General features: G+C 34.7%; 15 protein-coding genes. 9 read left to right on the top strand and 6 right to left on the bottom strand.

The genetic code is table 11. The annotated features are described in order from the left end of the window. Position 1: 1 nt before the first annotated feature. The gene (fusA, locus tag HGP29_RS17510) at positions 2 to 2,140 is read left to right on the top strand and encodes an elongation factor G (protein ID WP_168883726.1); all 2,139 of its coding nucleotides are present in this window, start codon (positions 2 to 4) and stop codon (positions 2,138 to 2,140) included. Positions 2,141 to 2,247: 107 nt separating this feature from the next. Then, a complete protein-coding gene (rpsJ, locus tag HGP29_RS17505; RefSeq protein WP_044227810.1) occupies positions 2,248 to 2,553 on the top strand; it encodes a 30S ribosomal protein S10 in 306 nt (101 codons plus the stop codon). A 77-nt stretch (positions 2,554 to 2,630) separates the two neighbouring features. Here the strand turns inward: rpsJ and HGP29_RS17500 are convergent, their stop codons facing one another. After that, entirely contained in the window at positions 2,631 to 3,617 is a 987-nt protein-coding gene (locus HGP29_RS17500) for a FecR family protein (RefSeq protein WP_168883725.1), read from the bottom strand. 206 nt (positions 3,618 to 3,823) lie between these two features. On the opposite strand from HGP29_RS17500, the gene HGP29_RS17495 reads away from it, so the two are divergent. The 3 genes from HGP29_RS17495 to HGP29_RS17485 all read left to right on the top strand — a co-directional run bounded on the left by HGP29_RS17495 (position 3,824) and on the right by HGP29_RS17485 (position 8,294). After that, on the top strand, positions 3,824 to 4,279 hold the full coding sequence (locus tag HGP29_RS17495) for a hypothetical protein (RefSeq protein WP_168883724.1): 456 nt from the start codon (positions 3,824 to 3,826) through the stop codon (positions 4,277 to 4,279). 38 nt (positions 4,280 to 4,317) lie between these two features. Continuing rightward, positions 4,318 to 6,504, top strand: coding sequence for a bifunctional alpha,alpha-trehalose-phosphate synthase (UDP-forming)/trehalose-phosphatase (locus tag HGP29_RS17490; protein ID WP_168883723.1), 2,187 nt, complete (start codon positions 4,318 to 4,320; stop codon positions 6,502 to 6,504). Between the two features lie 170 nt (positions 6,505 to 6,674). Next, the gene (locus HGP29_RS17485; RefSeq protein ID WP_168883722.1) at positions 6,675 to 8,294 is read left to right on the top strand and encodes a mechanosensitive ion channel family protein; all 1,620 of its coding nucleotides are present in this window, start codon (positions 6,675 to 6,677) and stop codon (positions 8,292 to 8,294) included. 587 nt (positions 8,295 to 8,881) lie between these two features. Here HGP29_RS17485 and HGP29_RS17480 read toward each other — a convergent pair. Then, positions 8,882 to 9,916 carry a ferredoxin--NADP reductase gene (locus HGP29_RS17480; RefSeq protein ID WP_168883721.1) on the bottom strand — a complete coding sequence of 345 codons (1,035 nt, stop codon included), beginning with the start codon at positions 9,914 to 9,916 and terminating at the stop codon, positions 8,882 to 8,884. Between the two features lie 144 nt (positions 9,917 to 10,060). Here HGP29_RS17480 and HGP29_RS17475 point away from each other — a divergent pair, with 144 nt between their 5' ends. After that, the gene (locus HGP29_RS17475) at positions 10,061 to 10,669 is read left to right on the top strand and encodes a YceI family protein (protein ID WP_168883720.1); all 609 of its coding nucleotides are present in this window, start codon (positions 10,061 to 10,063) and stop codon (positions 10,667 to 10,669) included. Here the strand turns inward: HGP29_RS17475 and HGP29_RS17470 are convergent. Next, positions 10,650 to 11,480: a hypothetical protein gene (locus tag HGP29_RS17470; RefSeq protein ID WP_168883719.1), complete on the bottom strand. Its 831-nt coding sequence runs from the start codon at positions 11,478 to 11,480 to the stop codon at positions 10,650 to 10,652. The two genes, HGP29_RS17475 and HGP29_RS17470, sit on opposite strands and share 20 nt — an antisense overlap. Positions 11,481 to 11,588: 108 nt before the next feature. Between HGP29_RS17470 and HGP29_RS17465 the strand changes: the two genes are divergently transcribed. The 3 genes from HGP29_RS17465 (at position 11,589) to HGP29_RS17455 (ending at position 16,301) form a co-directional block, all read left to right on the top strand. After that, a complete protein-coding gene (locus HGP29_RS17465; protein ID WP_168883718.1) occupies positions 11,589 to 13,496 on the top strand; it encodes a ComEC/Rec2 family competence protein in 1,908 nt (635 codons plus the stop codon). Positions 13,497 to 13,565: 69 nt separating this feature from the next. Further along, positions 13,566 to 14,966, top strand: coding sequence for a phosphoglucosamine mutase (gene glmM / locus HGP29_RS17460; RefSeq protein ID WP_168883717.1), 1,401 nt, complete (start codon positions 13,566 to 13,568; stop codon positions 14,964 to 14,966). Positions 14,967 to 15,155: 189 nt separating this feature from the next. Further along, positions 15,156 to 16,301 (top strand): cysteine desulfurase family protein, encoded by a 1,146-nt coding sequence (locus HGP29_RS17455; RefSeq protein ID WP_168883716.1) that lies wholly within the window; start codon positions 15,156 to 15,158, stop codon positions 16,299 to 16,301. 67 nt (positions 16,302 to 16,368) lie between these two features. Here HGP29_RS17455 and HGP29_RS17450 read toward each other — a convergent pair whose 3' ends face one another. The 3 genes from HGP29_RS17450 to eno all read right to left on the bottom strand — a co-directional run bounded on the left by HGP29_RS17450 (position 16,369) and on the right by eno (position 19,076). Beyond that, the gene (locus HGP29_RS17450) at positions 16,369 to 16,896 is read right to left on the bottom strand and encodes a YceI family protein (RefSeq protein ID WP_168883715.1); all 528 of its coding nucleotides are present in this window, start codon (positions 16,894 to 16,896) and stop codon (positions 16,369 to 16,371) included. 6 nt (positions 16,897 to 16,902) lie between these two features. Next, on the bottom strand, positions 16,903 to 17,586 hold the full coding sequence (locus HGP29_RS17445; RefSeq protein WP_168883714.1) for a hypothetical protein: 684 nt from the start codon (positions 17,584 to 17,586) through the stop codon (positions 16,903 to 16,905). A 218-nt stretch (positions 17,587 to 17,804) separates the two neighbouring features. Then, entirely contained in the window at positions 17,805 to 19,076 is a 1,272-nt protein-coding gene (gene eno, locus HGP29_RS17440; protein WP_168883713.1) for a phosphopyruvate hydratase, read from the bottom strand. Positions 19,077 to 19,180 lie beyond the last annotated feature (104 nt).

Raw genomic sequence — 19,180 nt, 5'->3', positions numbered from 1 at the left:
CGTGGCTAAGAAGATCCATCTTTCGCACCAAAGGAATATCGGTATCATGGCTCACATTGATGCTGGTAAAACTACGACAACAGAGCGTATCCTTTATTATACAGGTAAATCTCACAAAATTGGTGAGGTACATGACGGAGCTGCAACAATGGACTGGATGGAGCAAGAGCAAGAGCGTGGTATCACGATTACTTCTGCTGCTACAACCACTACATGGAATTACCCAACTGAACAGGGTAAAGTTACTCCTGCATCTGAAGAGTACAAAGTAAACATCATTGACACTCCTGGTCACGTTGACTTCACAGTAGAAGTAGCGCGTTCATTACGTGTACTTGATGGTGCTGTAGCTCTTTTCTGTGCCGTTTCTGGTGTAGAACCTCAATCTGAAACTGTATGGCGTCAAGCTGATGACTACAAGGTACCTCGTATCTGTTTCATCAACAAAATGGACCGTGCTGGTGCAGATTTCTTAAAAGCAGTGAAAACAATTGAAGAGAAATTGGGTGCAACTCCAGTTCCTTTACAATTACCAATCGGTGCTGAAGAAGGTTTCAGAGGTGTTGTTGACTTAATTACAAACGAAGCAATCGTTTGGAACGAAGCTGACCAAGGATTTACTTATGAAGTAATCGACATCCCTGCTGACATGGTTGACGAAGTTGCTGAGTGGAGAGAAAACCTTATCGAGGCGGTTTCTACTCACAATGAGGAGTTGATGGAGAAATTCTTCGAAGACCCAGATTCAATTACTGCTGATGAAGTTCGTGCTGCAGTTCGTAAGGCTGTTATGAACATGGAATTCTCTCCAGTAATGTGTGGTTCTGCATTCAAGAACAAAGGTGTTCAAGCACTTCTTGACGCTGTATGTTCTTACTTACCATCTCCACTTGACTTACCTGATACAAAAGGTACTAACCCTGAAACAGGTGAAGAGGAGACTCGTAAGGCAGATGCTTCAGATAAATTCTCAGCGTTAGCATTTAAGATCGCTACTGACCCATTCGTAGGTCGTTTATGTTTCTTAAGAGCTTACTCTGGTACTTTAGAAGCTGGTTCGTATGTATTGAACATGCGTACTGGTAAAAAAGAGCGTATCTCTCGTTTGATGCAAATGCACTCGAACAAGCAGAATCCAATCCCTCAAGTTGAGGCAGGTGATATCTGTGCGGGTGTAGGTTTCAAAGACATCAAAACTGGTGATACTCTTGTTGAGCTTGGTGCTCCAATCGTACTAGAAGAGATGGTATTCCCTGAGCCGGTAATCGGTATTGCTATTGAGCCTAAAACAAAAGGTGACGTAGACAAATTAGGTATGGCTATCGCTAAACTAGTAGAAGAGGATCCAACGCTTACAGTTGAAACTGACCACGAAACTGGTCAAACTATCTTAAGAGGTATGGGTGAGCTTCACTTGGAGATCATCATCGACCGTCTTAAGAGAGAATTCAACGTTGAAATTAACGAAGGTGCTCCACAAGTTGCTTACCGTGAGGCGATCAAAGGTTCTACTGAACACAGAGAGACTTACAAGAAACAAACTGGTGGTAAAGGTAAATTCGCAGACATCCAATTCGAACTTGGCCCAGCTGAGCCAGACGAGGATGGTGTTGTTAAGCCAGGTTTACAATTCGTTGACGAAATCAAAGGTGGTGTAATTCCAAAAGAATTTATCCCAGCTATCCAAAAAGGTTTCGAAGCAGCAATGGATAACGGTGCTTTAGCAGGTTACCCAATCGATGCGATGCGTGTTCGTTTATTCTACGGTTCTTACCATGATGTCGATTCAGATGCATTATCATTTGAATTAGCAGCAAAATTAGGTTTCAAAGCGGCAGCAAAATCTTGTCAGCCAATCATCCTTGAGCCTATCATGGACGTTTCTGTAGTTACTCCAGACGAGTACACTGGTGCTGTAATCGGTGATATCAACAAGCGTCGTGGTCTTCCGAAAGGACAAGAGATCTCTAACGGTGCAGTTGTAATCAAAGCTGATGTACCTTTATCAGAGTTATTCGGTTATGTAACTGACCTTCGTACTATTACTTCAGGTCGTGCATCTGCTTCATTAACTTTCTCTGAGTACAAAGAAGTACCAAGAAACGTTGCTGAAGACGTAATTGCTGAAGCTAAGAAGTAATTATAAATTGTCAATAATCATGAACTCCTGAACCTACAACGGTAGGTTCAGAGTTTATGAATTACATACAACTAGTTAGCGGACGGCTAACTTTATTCAAAAAAGATATGACACAAAAAATCAGAATCAAACTTAAGTCATACGATCACAATTTAGTAGACAAATCTGCTGCTAAGATCGTTGAAGCTGTTAAGAAAACAGACGCAGTTGTTGCAGGTCCAGTGCCTCTTCCAACTAAGAAAGAAAAGTTCACAGTTCTTCGTTCACCACACGTTAACAAGAAATCACGTGAGCAATTCCAACTTTGTACTTACAAGCGTTTGATCGATATCTTCTCGTCTTCTCCAAAGACAGTAGACGCATTAATGAAACTTGACTTACCGTCAGGTGTTGATGTTGAGATCAAAGTCTAAGTTTGATACATTAGATTTAATAAAAAAGGCTGCCTTAGTTTACTAAGACAGCCTTTTTTGTATTCAAGTAATAAAGATTAATTGTTGATATCACTTAATATCACACTCTCTCCTTCTAATCTAAAGTTAAGTGCAAGATCTTTTGTTAAATCAGATAATGCAGTATTGATATTTTCATCCTTAAAACTTCCAGAAAATACCTTGTTTGATAATTCTGGCAAAGAATGAACTACCTTAACTCCAAATTGATTCTCGAAATCAAAGAGCACCATAGATAAGGGTACTTCATGATAGATAAAGTGTCCTTTAGGCCAATTGATATGAGTCAGATCTCCTTGTAATACATCACCTAATTCAGCAGACTTTGTTTTCAAGCTATTGCCTTTTTTCAACAATATATTACTAGTCGCTTCATCTTGATGTGGTGTTCTCACTTGAACAAGAGGCCTTCCAATGTTTGTAATATGATATAAATAAGAATCATCCCTTACATCAAAAATACTCCCTGCATCAGCTAAAATTATTGAGCGATCTGTCTTTACTTCATAAGATACTCCTCCTTCATGAACAGCATTTAGATGAAACTGTGCATGACCATTCAAATAGACATTTCCATCAAAACCTGATTTCAGGTATCTGATATTCGATCCCTTTTTCAAGAAAACGGTTGAACCGTCAGGGAAAGTATATTCCAATGTTCCATCAGAAGGAGTTACATTTTGTATCCCACTAAGGAAAAACCACATGGCATAAAGTCCTACAAATACTCCAGCAATTGCAGCTACTTTTTTCATGTACTTTGGAGAAAACAACATATCAATAAAACTTGCTTCAGCTTGCTTTACTGTTTCACTATTTATTTTCCCATATATTTCTGACCATGACTGCTCCTTAGACTTTTTGGAAGTCGGGATAGACATGTTACTTAACTCATCTGATACTTTATTTAATAAACTCAGCTCCTTATCACTACTGTCATCTACCTGATCCTTATTAGAAGTACTTTCTTGGTCATAGTGTTTTAGTGCTTTATCTATAAATTCATGATCGTTTTCTGGTATCATTTAGAAATTCTTTAGAGAGAAAAATATTATGAACTTGTAATTAGATTTGATTAACATTTATTAATAATACATCAATAAAGAAGATTACCCTACTTATTTGAAGAAAAAAATTCAGATCTTTTAATTGATGATGAATAAATCCTATCTTTATTAAGATTAAAAAATGATTTTTTCATTATATACCGTGATATAAACAACTTCTATTTATGAATGATGTTTGGTTTCAATGGGTCCAACACCTTCAGCAATACTTATGGTGGTGGATCGGAATACTTACTTCTGTTATCATTATCCTTTGGATTTATATTTATTTTCCTTTCGGTAAAAAAAGGAAAGTCATCAATCATGAAGAACTAGATGATCTATTTGATGAATTAAAACAATCCAGAGAAAATGTCCAAGATGTCCTTGAAGGATATCAGGATATAATTGATGACAAAAATAAGGAACTCATTGATTATGATGAAAAGATTAAAGAAAGAGAAAATCATTTATTGCTCATTTCTGACCTCCCAGAGGAAATTGAGTTAGAAATAAAACTAAAAGAACGACAACATAACCAAAAAATGTTACTCTTAGGCATTTTTATTGGGATACTCTGTGGAGGAGTTGGTGTATGGGCTTTTTTAAATTGGGAACGTGTGCTCCAGTTTATTCTTTAATGTTTCTAACTACCAAAAAATTTAACTAACAAAAGTCTATGTCAAAAAAAACAATTATTGTCTCGAACAGACTTCCGGTCACTGTAAATAAAAATGCAGATAATTCCCTAAGTTTTAAACCTAGTTCTGGAGGCCTTGCAACAGGATTAAGTACTACTTACAAACAAGGTGGTAACCTTTGGATTGGCTGGCCTGGAACTTACGATCATGACCAAAAGGAAAAAGAACATATTGGTGTTGAGCTTAAAAAAGACAACATGGCACCTGTTTTTTTAACCCAAGAAGATGTTCTAAAGTTCTACGAAGGGTATTCTAATAAAACATTATGGCCTCTTTTCCACTATTTCACTGAATATGCAACCTATGAAAAAGATCTATGGGATTCGTATATCCATGTGAATGAAATGTTCAGAGATGCGATTTTGCAACATGCTGAGCCCGAAGATACTATTTGGGTACATGATTATCAGTTATTGCTTCTCCCTGGTATGTTAAGAGAAGCACTACCCAATGCTACTATTGGCTTCTTCCAACATATTCCTTTCCCATCCTACGAGATTTTCCGTCTATTACCATGGCGTAAAGAAACTCTAGAAGGGGTACTAGGTGCTGATTTAATTGGTTTCCATACCTATGATGATATGCGACACTTCTTAAGTTCAGTCAACCGTCTATTGGGATATGATAGTTCTCTTGGTCTTTTAAAAGTAAAAAATAGATTAGTCTCTGTTGATGCCTTCCCAATGGGTATCGATTACGATAAGTTTGAAAAAGCTGCAGACTCTGAAAAGACAAAGCAAAAAGTTATCGCATATGGAGACTTGCTTAGTAAAAATAAATCGATCCTTTCTATTGACAGATTGGATTATAGTAAAGGTATCAAGCACCGTCTTTTAGGATTTGATAAATTCCTATCAAAATACCCAGAATATCAAGGGCAAGTATCTTTAATCCTATTAGTAGTACCATCTAGAGATAAGGTAGACCAATACCAACATTTGAAAGAAGAAATCGATACACTTGTTGGTAAGATAAATGGTAAGTACAGTAGAATGAATTGGTCACCGATTCACTACTTCTACAGATCATTTAGTTTTGAAGGTTTATCTGCTTTATATAAGGCATCTACGGTAGGTTTAGTCACGCCTCTTCGTGATGGTATGAACCTAGTCTGTAAAGAGTTTGTAGCGAGTAAGACAGACCAACAGGGCGTTCTTATTTTAAGTGAGATGGCCGGCGCTGCCAAAGAACTTTCTGAAGCAATTCTTATCAATCCTAATGACGAGAATCAGATTGTTGAAGCACTATATACGGCATTGACTATGCCTGAGGACGAACAAAGGTCCCGAATGAAAGAAATGCAGAAAAAGGTGAGACGATACAATGTTCACCGATGGGTAGAAATTTTTATGAATCAGCTGGATAACATTATTGAACGTCAAAGAGCAATGAACATGCGATTATTATCTGACGAGTCGAGATCTAAAATGATCGAAAAATATACAAAGGCACAAAAACGTATTATCTTCTTAGATTACGATGGTACGCTAAAAGGTTTTGCTGCCGATCCTCAATCCGTTTCTCCTGATCAAGAATTAAGAGAAATCATGAAAAACTTAACGAAAGACGATAGAAATAGGGTCGTTATTATCAGTGGTAGAGACAAAGAGACATTAGAAGCATGGTTTAGTGATTTTAAAGTCGATATCATTGCTGAACACGGTATTTGGTTAAGAAGAGGAAATACTCCTTTTGAAATGATCGATAACTTAAATTCTGATTGGAAATCAAAAATCAGTAATATCCTCGATCGTTATGTTGACCGTACTCCAGGGTCATTTGTTGAAGAAAAAGCATTCTCTGTAGCTTGGCATTACCGTAAAGCAGATGCTGATTTCGGTGATTTAAGAGCTAGAGAACTTGTTGGTAACCTCAACTATTTAATTTCTAACATGAACCTTCAGGTAATGCATGGAAACAAGGTAGTAGAAGTAAAATCACAAGATGTGAATAAAGGAAAGGCTGCGTTAAAATTCTTAGCAGACGACAACTATGATTTTGTTTTCGCTGCTGGTGATGACGTAACGGATGAAGATACATTCCAAGCTCTTCCTAAGAAAGCTTACACTATCAAAGTAGGTTTAGGGGCCTCTGCTGCAAGATATAACTTAAAAACAGTAGCAGATGTACGTCAGTTACTGTCGACATTCGGTGCAATTGAATAATTAGAATTGAACTATACATAATTTAGGCTGGTACTTCATGGAAAGTATCAGCCTATTTTTTTTAGAAAGAAGCATATTTTAGTAGGATTCGATCATGTAATACTATGGGTCTTAGGGTTATTATCGTTATTTTAAAGATGTCTCTTTATCTATAATTTCTGCATTGCAATATGTCGATCAAACAATTTCTTATATACGTAATAGTATTTCTTTTTCCATTCATCACATTTGGAGAAGAAAATGATGACCAAGATGGACGTCGTAGTTATCCAGAAGATCATCTATTCTATGATTTCAAATCGTTAGATAGTATAGAATATTCGTTAAGTACTCCATACCATACTATCCATACACACCTTGAAAACCTTGAAGAAGATAACTTCCATCCTGAGGTAGCAATTAAAGCCTTCCCTCAAGGGAAATGGACTGAAGATGAATTGAGACGACTCGCCATTCAATTGAAATTAATTTATTTTCGAGAGGGGATCTATCTTAATTCTATCAACTTTCCTTTAGAAAAAGATTACATAGATAAAAAGACACAAACACATAGATATTTTATCTCTAGTAAGATCAATAATATATATCTAGACCGACAAGAAAATGGAGAATGGAGATATTCAGAATATTCTACCAATCGAATTAATGAGCTCTTTAAAGATAGTTATCCTTCGTTTACCAGTAATTTAGTTCTTTTCGCTTCTTCTATTCAACAGTCAGAAGAAGTTTTCATGGGAATCAATTTGTGGCAATGGACCTCCATATTCTTATTGATTATCATGACCTATATCTATTATAGAGTTGGTGAATGGATTTCTAAAAAGTTTCTAAAGCGGATATTTAGTAAACTCAAAAAGCAGGAAATTGATAACCTTATCTTACCAAAATTCCGTTTACCACTAGCAACCATAATTATATGTGCTTTTTGGTATTACCTTATCCCTTTCCTTCTGCTCTCAGAATATATCACCTATTATATTATGACGGGTGTGAAGCTGTTATTCATCTATAATGTATTTATTATTCTATATCATTTGGCCGATGTAATTGTCATTAGGTTCAGTGATTTTATTCAGAATAATAACGTTTTGGATAAAAACCTTCTTCCTGTATTAAAAGCTTGTTTACGAATTATCTTTATCACTTTTGGAGTCCTACTCGCTTTAAAGATCTTTGGTTTTGATATATCTCGCTTAATTACAGGGATTTCCTTTGGTGGTGTAGCTTTGGCGTTTGCTGCTCAAGATACTGTCAAAAATTTCTTTGGTTCAATCATGATTTTCTTAGATAAACCATTTCAAGTTGGTGATTGGGTATCAGTACAGAATCAGGAAGGCATCATTGAGGAAATAGGTTTTAGAAGTACCAGAGTAAGGACTTTTACAGATTCACTACTAAGTATACCTAACGGAGTGATGGTGAATAGCAATATTGACAACCTTGGTCAAAGAAAGTTGAGAAGATACAATACCATGCTTTCGATTCCTTATAATACACCTACAGTAAAAATTGAAGCTTTTATCGAGGAAGTGAAGAAATGTATTGAAGCACATCCTAAAACAAAGAAAGACCTTTATCATGTGAGGTTAAATAATCTTGCAGCTGCTTCATTAGAAGTTATGCTATATGTTTATTTCGAAACTTTTAGCTGGACTGAAGAACTTGAAAATAGAGAGGCTCTACTTTTTGATGTTTTGAAAGCTGCAGAAAGAGTTGGTGTTGAATTCGCTTTCCCTACGCAAACACTTTACGTCAAAAATGATGATGATGACCATCAAAAGAAGTCTTAAAATATCAATAAAGAGAAAAGAGACGATATAGGTATCAAATATTAGTATAATACAATAAGAAAAGGGGTATGTAAAGCACATACCCCTATTTTGTACTTTTCCAAGAAAAGAAAAAGAAAATAATTTGAGATTATGAGTTCCTAAAAAAGGAAAAAATTAGTTAATTAAGATCTAATTTCATAACCATAACCGCATCAAGGCCGTTATTAGATATGAAAGCAATATCAAATAAATGTCAGATGAATAGATGAAGAAAGAAGAGGAGTTGATTTGCTTTTATTACAGTCAGTAGGTTAAAAAATTCTGTCAGAGGAATAGACTGAAGAGACTGTTTACAAATAGATACGAAAAAAATATTTTTACTTAGTATTTTTAAAACTACAATTTGTTAGTGAATGCGTTAGTAAAAATAATAAGATATAAGTTTAGCGAAATGAACAGATTGAAGAGGAGTTGGAGTAACCCTTTGTCTTATAGACAAAGGGTTCTTTTTTTCTTCAATCTTTCGATGTTTCAAAGTAACTACTAAAATTTGATTATTCCAAGAATACCTAACAAATTTTAGTAAATAAATATCAACAATCGATTTAATCGTATGTGATTTTAACATTTTCTGTTAATGGTTGGCTAATACATGTTAATACATAGCCTTCTTGCTTCTCTGCTTCAGATAATACTGAAGTCTCTCCCATCTCCACTTTACCAGAAACGCACTTTCCTTTACAAGCCGTACAAACTCCGTTTTGACAAGAGTAAGGAATATCCAAACCAGCATCTAATCCGGCATCTAGAATCATTGTACCTGGGTTCACAACGACATCATGTTCTTCTCCATCGATTTCGATAGATACTGTTTGTGTAGAAAGGTCTACATTCACAGCTCCACTTTCTGATGCAGGAACAAAACTTTCTTTAAATATTTTAGAAGACGAAACTTTAAATCTTTTCAAAGCACTCTCTACAGATTCCATCATTCCTTCTGGTCCACATAAAAAATGCTCAGATTTATCAATACTTAATCTATTAATAATATTTACAGCCATAACATCATCAATTCTACCAGAGAACCCTCCCCAAGCAGCTGAAGGTTTACTCAATACATGAATGATCTCCAAACGGTCTTCAAATTTAGATTTCAGTTCATCTATTTGTTCATTAAAGATGATTGTATTCTCGTTTCTATTACCATAGATTAAAAATACCTTACTTCTTTTTTCGAAAAATAAGATACTCTTCATCATACTGAATAAAGGTGTAATACCAGATCCCCCTGCCCATAAGAATATATTTCTCTCTAGGTTGCTATCAGGCTCAATTAGAAACTGTCCCATTGGATCTCCAATTTCCATAGAGTCTCCAGCTTTAATTGCATCATTAAGATGATTAGAGACCAATCCTCCTTCTACTCTTTTTACAGTGATATCTACCGTTGCATCCAATTGAGGAGATGAAGACATAGAATATGATCTAATGGCCTTCTTATCTCCAATCGAACTAAAAACAGAAACAAATTGTCCTGATTGATACTTCAATTTTCGAAACAACGGTTGTTTTAATTTTATAGTGACAGTGTCGGCTGTTTCATTCACAACCTCTTTTACTTTAAGAGTATACTTATTCATACCGAAACGGGTGTATTTTTAATTCTTATTATCTAATATTAAGAGGTAAATGCCTAATAAATAATAAAGGTAATACCAAACTTTTTCAAGGGCACCCATTATTACTTATTTTTGTTTATTAACTAGCATAGCTTCCTAATTATCATGAATTATTTCCACAGTGTATTCCTAATTTTAGCTACTTCCATTATTTGCATTGGTCAAGAGTCGACTACTAGAAACTACCTTTTATCGGTAGAACCTGATGTAAGTATGGAAATTACAGGTAAAACTAATGTCAGTTCTTTTGACTGTCAGTTTACCCAATCAGAAAGTAGTACGCTTACCTTTACTACTGAAATATTCAAGCAACTTACCCCGGTAAACCACTCAGGAATTAATTTTAGAGTCAATTGTTTTGATTGTGGTATCTCTTTAATGAATAAAGAATTTAAAGAACTATTGGAAGAAGATCAGTTCCCCAATATTTCTATGAAGATTCTATCCATGCACATCTTTAAAGATCCTGACAATGGCCAACTAAAAGGTGTAGGAAATACATTGATGTCAATTGCGGGTCAAACTAGAGAAGAAACTATTGAGTATCAGGTAGAGACTATATCTGAAGATAACTTTAAGATTATTGGATTCAAAACCTTAGATATCACTCAATATGGTATTACCCCTCCTAAGAAAATGATGGGTATGGTAAAGGTGAATAAAAATATTACTGTAGACTTTAATTTTACAGTAACTAATTCGCCTCTGGAGTAAAAAACTCCACCGTTTTTTCAATTTTTGCGATATAAGGATCTTCTGGATTATAAATCAATCGATAGCCAAAGTTTCCTCTTCCGAAAAAGACCACTTTTACATTAACTAAATCTTCTTCATTTAGTTCTCGATCTGACTTGAATTTTTTGATATTGGAATAATTCATATCCTCACCAATCATTGCTTTTGCATGAAAAGTGTAAGCTCTTCTTTTCGCAAAGATCCCATACTTTCCTCCCCAAACATTTTTTGATCTTTCGTAAAAACCTTGTCCAAATTCTGCAAAATCTCCTGCTCCACTCCAATTTATTGAACGGTCCATATCGTATACATCAAAATAGCTATAGGTTGTTGTAAATCGAGCTATTAATCCCTTATCAAAATGTTTATCTGACACCGTTGCTTGTTTGAAGGATACTTCCTCTATTGCTTTAAACTTAAATCCTAACTCTTTGAACTCGTAGTCCAATAGAATTTGCTCGTCAACTAGATCTTCATTTATTTCTGGCAACTCTTCTGTATCAAGGTCTTCTTCTTCGATTTCCTCATGTAAAAGCAGCTCTTTCTCCACAACGATTTCTGTTTTCTCTTGGATATTTTTCTCTTCTATTACAAGAGTATCAACCTCTATTTCTGGTGTTTCTAGCTTTGTTTTATCTTCTACAGTTTCCTCTTCCCCGATACCCATATCAGGAAAAAAATCAAAAATTGATGTTCCGTCCTGTTCCTCTTCTTGGGAATTGCTTTCTTTTTCACATGAAGTGAATAACAAGACTGAAAACAGTATAAAAAGTAAGTGAGTTAATTTCATAATTAAAAAGTTAGAATAGTTGACATTCAAAAATAAAAAGTGTTTCGATAATTTTCATTAGTTTTCAGATATAAAATAAACTATTACCAACTTCTCGCTCAACGATTCATGATTCATAAAGCTCCTTTCTTCTGGATAAATATTGCCTTTATCTTGGGTATCACTTTTTCCTATACTTATTCTTGTGATATTCTACTTGCTTACTCTGCCTTTTTAGTAAGTCTATGTCTATCCCATTTCTTTCAAATTACTTACAAGAAATACTTTGCTTCATTCACACTTTATCTTTGTTGTTTTTTAGGTGGAATCATTGCGTTTCATCACAAATCTGTAATAATTGATGAAAATGATAAGTATCTAGTTCATACGTCCTCTGAGTTAAAGAAAAAAGGAAGTGAATATTATATTTTCGGTAAAATTGATCAAGGTTTTTATACCCACAACGTTATTCTTCTTTTTCCAAACTTGATTGAAATTCAAGAAGGTGATTCAATTGCTATACAAGGTCAGCTGTCAAAAATCAACAAAGAAGAGCACCTGATTTCTTTCAGTTATAATGATTATTTTATTTCACAGCAGGCCTACCATAAAATTAAGGTTAATCAATATACTGTATTAAAACATAAGAAAGGGGTTATTGAAAATTTTCGCTCTAAAGTAGATTCTTTGATCTTCGAAACTTTTTCAACAACATCACAAGGTATTGCTTATTCATTATTACTTGGAGACAAATCTCACCTTTCAAAAAAGGAAAAAGAGGTATATCAAACTTCGGGGAGTATGCATGTATTAGCCATATCAGGAATGCATGTAGGAATTCTTTCTGTGCTGATCTATTATCTACTTTGGTGGATCAAATGGTTTCCAAAGCGGTATCATAAACTTCAACCTATCATCACATGTATGTTTATTGTTGGTTATAGTCTATTTGTTGGTGGTCCCCCCTCAATTGTTAGAGCTACGATGATGATGATCCTTGGGACAGTTAGTATCTTATTAAAACGGAAAGTCCTTGCTGTCAATATCATTAGTATAGCATCTTTTGGTTTACTACTATACGACCCGTCAATATTCTTTTCGATCAGTTACCAACTATCTTTTATAGCGATTTTCAGCATTAGTATGTTTCCTTATTGGAAACGTATTTCATCATTAAAATGGTATTTAAAAATACCGATTGGTTTAGTTTCAGTAGGACTTGTTGCTCAAATTGGAACATTACCACTTGTTCTATATTATTTTCATTTCTTTCCTGTATACGGACTTATTTCTGGGTTATTCAATGGACTTCTAACATCGATATTAATGTATTTAGGAATCGTCTCATTATTGCTCTCACAATTAAACTTTTATAACGAGTGGTGTCTTTGGCTATTTGACACTATCTACGAATGGAATTTATTTTTATTGATAAAAATCTCTTCATGGCCTCAATTACCTATCATATTTATTCCTAAAACAATCACAATTGTTAGTCTCTTATTTTTCAATCTATCGATGTATACTTTCTATTACCCAAAAAGAATCACATTATATATCAATACTCTAATGCTATTGGTTTTCAGTACTCTAATAGTTGTTTTCTTAATTAAAAAAGACAGATTATTAATGTCTGTTTATCATGAAAAAAGTACAATAATAAGTATACAAAAGTGGAATAGTATTTCCACCTATATTTTTTCAGATAATCAGAAATCTATTCCTGTCCTGTTAAAAAGACATCACGAACGATTTAAAAATTCACAGATAAATTTTCTCTCTTCTGCTGAATCATGTGTTTTGTCTATTGATAATAAAAGGCTTAGAATCTGTATAGAAAACGATTTTATTGAGAAAAACAGTGATGATGATGTTCATGCTATTCTTATTCTCAATAAAAAATCTGCTGATGTTCAAATATTGAAAGTCAGTTCATCTATCAAGAACAGCAATACAACATATTCTAAGGTGTTTCCCAGCGTGATAACAAACAACACACAACTTACTCAAATTGATTTGGGGAAAATCCTTAAATAAGAATGTTAATTTAATTCTTGATATGATATAAAAGTTTATTTTTGTGACCTAATCAAAATTTTTTGAGCCTTGACGTTAATTAAATCCATATCTGGTATTAGGGGTACAATTGGTGGTTCTACTGAAGAATCATTAAACCCTGTAGATGCTGCAAAATTTTCTGCTGCTTATGCAAAGTGGATCCTTGCAAATGATGAAAACAATAACCGTAAAGTAGTATTGGGTAGAGATGCCCGTGTTTCTGGTGGTTGGTTATCTCAGATTGTTTCAGGTACACTACAAGCAATGGGAGTAGATGTAGTAGACTTAGGTTTATCGACAACTCCAACAGTTGAGTTAGCGACAGAACTTGAGCATGCTGCTGGTGGCATTATCCTAACGGCTAGCCATAACCCTGCTAACTGGAATGCTTTAAAACTATTAAACTCTAAAGGTGAGTTTATTTCTGCTGAAGCAATGGGAGAAATCCTTGCTGATGCTGAAAAAGATGCTTACGATTTCGCAGATTACAAACAAACTGGACAAGTTTCTTATGATGATACTTACATTGATAAGCATATCCAGATGATTCTTGATTTAGATTTGGTAGATGTAGAAGCTATCAAAGCTAAAAACTTTAATGTTGTAATCGACTGTGTAAACTCTACAGGTGGTATCGCTGTTCCTAAATTATTAACAGCACTTGGTGTAAATCATGTTGAGAAACTTTACTGTGAACCAAATGGTCGTTTCCCTCATAACCCTGAGCCATTACCTGAGAACATCACAGAAATCTCAAGAACTTTAGAAAATGGTAACTATCACCTAGGTATTATTGTTGATCCGGACGTAGACCGTTTGGCTTTAGTAACTGAAGATGGTAGTCCTTTTGGAGAAGAATACACTTTAGTAGCTGTTTCTGATTATGTATTATCGAAAAAGTTGGGTAATACTGTATCTAACATGTCTTCAACTCGTGCTTTGAGAGATGTAACTGAAAAGCATGGTGGACAATACACTGCATCAGCTGTTGGTGAGGTAAATGTTGTGAAGATGATGAAAGAAACTAATGCTGTTATTGGTGGTGAAGGTAACGGAGGTGTAATCCTTCCTGAGCTTCACTATGGTAGAGATGCATTAGTAGGAATCGCTTTATTCCTTTCTAAATTAGCAAACTTCAATGGTTCTGCTAATATGCTTCGTCAGTCGTATCCAAACTACCATATTTCTAAGAACAAAATCGAATTAACTCCTGAAATCGATGTTGATTTGATTTTAGAAAAAATGGAAGAAAAATACGCCAACCAACCAGTAAATACTTTGGATGGTGTAAAAATCGAATTTGACAAAGAATGGGTTCATTTAAGAAAATCGAATACTGAACCTATTATTCGTATATATTCTGAGTCTGAAACGGAACAAACTGCTGAACACTTAGCACAAAAGATTATTTCAGACATCAAAGAAATCATTCAGTTTAAAGCTGAGTAATTTCATTTCAATAAAATTATAAGTAACTGAAAATCAAGTTTATCAAAAACTTATTCAAGTCTTAATAATTTATAATTAAACGGACAATCTTACCGAGGTTGTCCGTTTTTTTGGATAACTTTGTATTTGAAGTAAATTGTGATGTTTAACCACATACACCAACCAATTCAAATCATCATATAACACACTATGAGCATTTACTTAGATAGCGCAGCAAGTACACAACTTGACCCTCAGGTAAAAGAAGCTATGATCGAATCGATGGACACTATTTATGGTAACCCATCTTCTACCCATGCACACGGACGAGCTTCAAAAGCAGAATTAGAAAAAGCACGTAAATCCATTGCACAATGTATTAATGCACTTCCTTCTGAAATCATCTTTACTTCAGGTGGTACAGAAACAGACAATGCTGCTATTAAAGGTCTTGTTCATGCTTATGATTTGAATAGAATCATTACTTCAAAATTAGAACATCATGCAGTGCTACACATCACTGAACATTTAGCTCAAGAAAATAATATTGAACTGATCTTCTTGGATTGTGATGAGAAAGGAAATCTAGACCTTAATCAGTTAGAGGCTTTACTTCAAGAAAATGGTGATAAAACATTAGTTACATTAATGCACTGTAACAATGAAATCGGAAATATTCTTGATATCCAAAAAGTAGGCGAACTGTGTAAAGAATCTGGAGCTTATTTTCATTCTGATACAGTACAAAGTGTAGGTCATTTTCCTGTAGATGTAAAGGAATTACACATACATACCTTAGCTGGTGCAGCACATAAATTTCATGGACCAAAAGGTGCAGGTTTTATGTATATCAGAAAAGGAACTAAAATGCCAGCACTAATCGAAGGTGGTGGACAGGAAAGAGAAATCCGTTCAGGTACTGAAAATGTATGGGGAATTGTTGGCTTGGCAAAAGCTTTAGAAATAGCTACTGCTGAAATGGATAGCCATACAGCCCATATCAAAGAAGTAAAGCAATACATGAAAGAGCAATTGTCTGAACATATCGACGGAGTTCAGTTCAATGGTATGAGTGACGATCTTGACAACAGTTTATATACTGTTCTTAATGTTAGTTTCCCTCCTTCAGAAAAGAATGGAATGCTATTATTTGCGTTGGACTTACAGAAAATTTCTGTTTCTGGAGGTAGTGCCTGTAGTAGTGGGGCATCACAAGGTTCTCATGTTATTGCAGGTATTGGTGGAGCAGCTGATAGAACTTCAGTTCGCTTCTCATTCTCAAAAAATAATACTAAAGAGGAAATCGATACCGTTATCGTTAAACTGAAAGAAATATTAGATTTAGTAGAGGCTTAGGTCTTTATCAATTCTTGTAAAAATAGAAAACACTCTACCTTACAGTAGAGTGTTTTTTTATAACACCTCAATTTAAAACACAAGTAATCTTAATTTCTACTTCGTCTCCTACAGTAAAAGTGCCTGTACCTTTACCCAAATCATAATCCAATCGATTTATTTTTAAATCACCTACTAACGTTGATTCATTTTTTGTAAAAGGAATGGAAACTTCTTGAGTAACACCATGTAATGTTAATCTTCCTTTGGTGATGTATTGATCTCCCTTTTTTATAATTTCATCAGAGACAAAACAGATGGTTGGATATTTTTCGACTTCAAAGAAATCTTCATTCTTTAAATGTTTATCTCTTTTTTCATTATCCGTATTTACAGTTGATGCCGCTATACAAACATCAAAACTTGATGATGATAAATTACTCTCATCAAACTGAATTATACCACTCATACCATTAAAAAAACCTTCAACAGTATTCACCTTAAAGTTACTTATGCTAAAGTCAATTCTTGAAGCACTTGTATTTATCTCCTGTGCAAAAACATTGGCAACACTAAGAAATAATAAGGCTAAAATAACTTGAGACTTATTTTTCATAATGACTTATTTTATGTTATACCTTGCTCCAATCACTAACCCATCACTGACACCTCTAAACCTTTTGTTCCCTGCCTGTAATTCCGTTGGCGTCTGAAACTCTGTGAAAGTATGTGCAAAACCTAACTTTGCTGACCACTTTTTATTGAAGTGATATTGTACATAGAACTCAGAACTTAACATACCTGTATCGTTGGCTCCAATCAGTAAAAGAGATGCATTACCAGAAGATGCTGTAGTTGGTTGACTACTTCCATTACCTGTATAAACAGCATCCTTATCAGCTCCGAATGTATAACCTACGGCATCGATGTTCATACCCACTTCAAATTTACTTTTGATGCGGTAACTCAATGAAATATAAAGGACAATATTCGATTGACTTGGACTAGCAATTGTCAAAGTATCTTGTTTGTCTGACTTTCCATAATACTCTGGAGGAGCAGAGTAAAACTCTTTATTATCTTTCCCTTGGAAAAAGGAATATCGAAGCCCTGTTCCAAGAACAAATTTCTTCTTTTGCCCCAAGCCCCAAGAGTGACCTAGTGATAAAGATCCTACAAAGTCAGAACTGATTTGTACAGTTGCATCTGCATATAAATATTTTGAAGGTAATGTTTCAGTTTCTTGCTGAGCATATAGTGCTAAGCTAAAAATAGAGAAGAGTAGAGTCAATAATTTCGTTCTCATAGTAAAAGTTAAGTTTGGTATTAAATAATAATCAGATTGATCTTTCATTTTGATCATCTTCATAAAGGACTTTGAACATTTTTACTAATGAGTCGTTCTTTTAGAGAATTACTGACAAAAAAAATTAAAAATCTATCGACAACTGTATTAAATAATCTGGATTATATAAAAATACCACCTAAGATTTAGGTGGTACTTCTTATTAAATTATTGGTATTTTATTTCCATCTATATTCTGATCTCCCTGCCAATTCTTGCTCAATTTCTAATAGACGATTGTATTTTGCAATACGCTCACCTCTACAGGCAGAACCCGTTTTAAGATGTCCTCCGTCCATAGCAACAGCAAAATCAGCCAAAAAAGTATCTTCCGTTTCACCTGATCTATGCGATAAGAAATAGCGCCAACCTGCATCCCTACACATTCTTACAGCTTCAATTGTTTCCGTTACCGATCCGATCTGATTTAATTTGATCAAACAGGAATTTGCCGTTTTTTTATTAATGCCTTCTTGGATGTATTTGGTATTGGTCACGAAGATATCATCACCCACCACCTCGATTTTGTTACCATACTTTTCGGTGAATTTGGCAAAACCATCCCAATCCTTTTCTGCTAATGGGTCTTCCCAAAGAATAATTGGGTATTTCTCTAACCATTCCCCTGCTAAATTGATTAAATCGTCAGAAGTCATTTTTCCTCTTCCTGACCATACTAGATCATAATTATCTTTTAAGTTTGTACAGAAAGAATTGGCTGCATTATCAACAGCTATCGAAAGGTCTTTACCAGGAGAATACCCTGCTTTATTAATTGCTTCAATGATCAGTTCAATAGCTGCTTCATTACTTTCACAATCTGGAGCAAAGCCTCCTTCATCCCCTACACTTGTTGCCAAGCTACGGTCTTTCAAAATTCCTTTTAGAATATGAAATGTCTCTGCAACATATCGTAAACCTTCTTTAAAAGATGGAGCTCCATGTGGTACCAACATAAATTCTTGAAAGTCTACACTATTATCAGCATGTTCTCCTCCATTTAGAATATTCATACATGGTACAGGTATACGTACAGCATTGGTTCCTCCTAGGTATTGATACAAAGGAATGTCCAATGATTTTGCTGCTGCTTTAGCGACCGCCATGGAAACACCTAATATTGCGTTTGCTCCAAGCTTAGACTTGTTTTCTGTTCCATCCAACTCGATCATTGTATAATCAATATCTTTTTGACGAGTGGCATCCATACCTTCCAGTGCATCAGCAATCAATGTATTAACATTATCTACTGCTTTTTGCACACCTTTTCCTCCATAGCGTTTGTCATTGTCTCTTAGTTCTAGAGCCTCATTTTGCCCAGTAGACGCACCTGAAGGAACAGAAGAAAACTCTCTTGTCCCATCAAAAAGCTCTACATAAACTCTTACAGTTGGGTTACCTCTCGAATCTAAAATTTCAAGAGCATAAATTGATTCAATTAAAGTGTTCATAAATAGTTTTTAGGGTTGATAATTAGCTAGTTATAAGTTAGTCATTTTTTATTGATATTAGATCTGAAAATTGAAATTGTAACAAGCAATTCATATTCGTAAGT

The organism is Flammeovirga agarivorans, from assembly GCF_012641475.1.
Lineage (GTDB): Bacteria > Bacteroidota > Bacteroidia > Cytophagales > Flammeovirgaceae > Flammeovirga > Flammeovirga agarivorans.
Note: the sequence above shows the minus strand (reverse complement) of the source record. Positions and strands in the feature narration are given on the sequence as shown.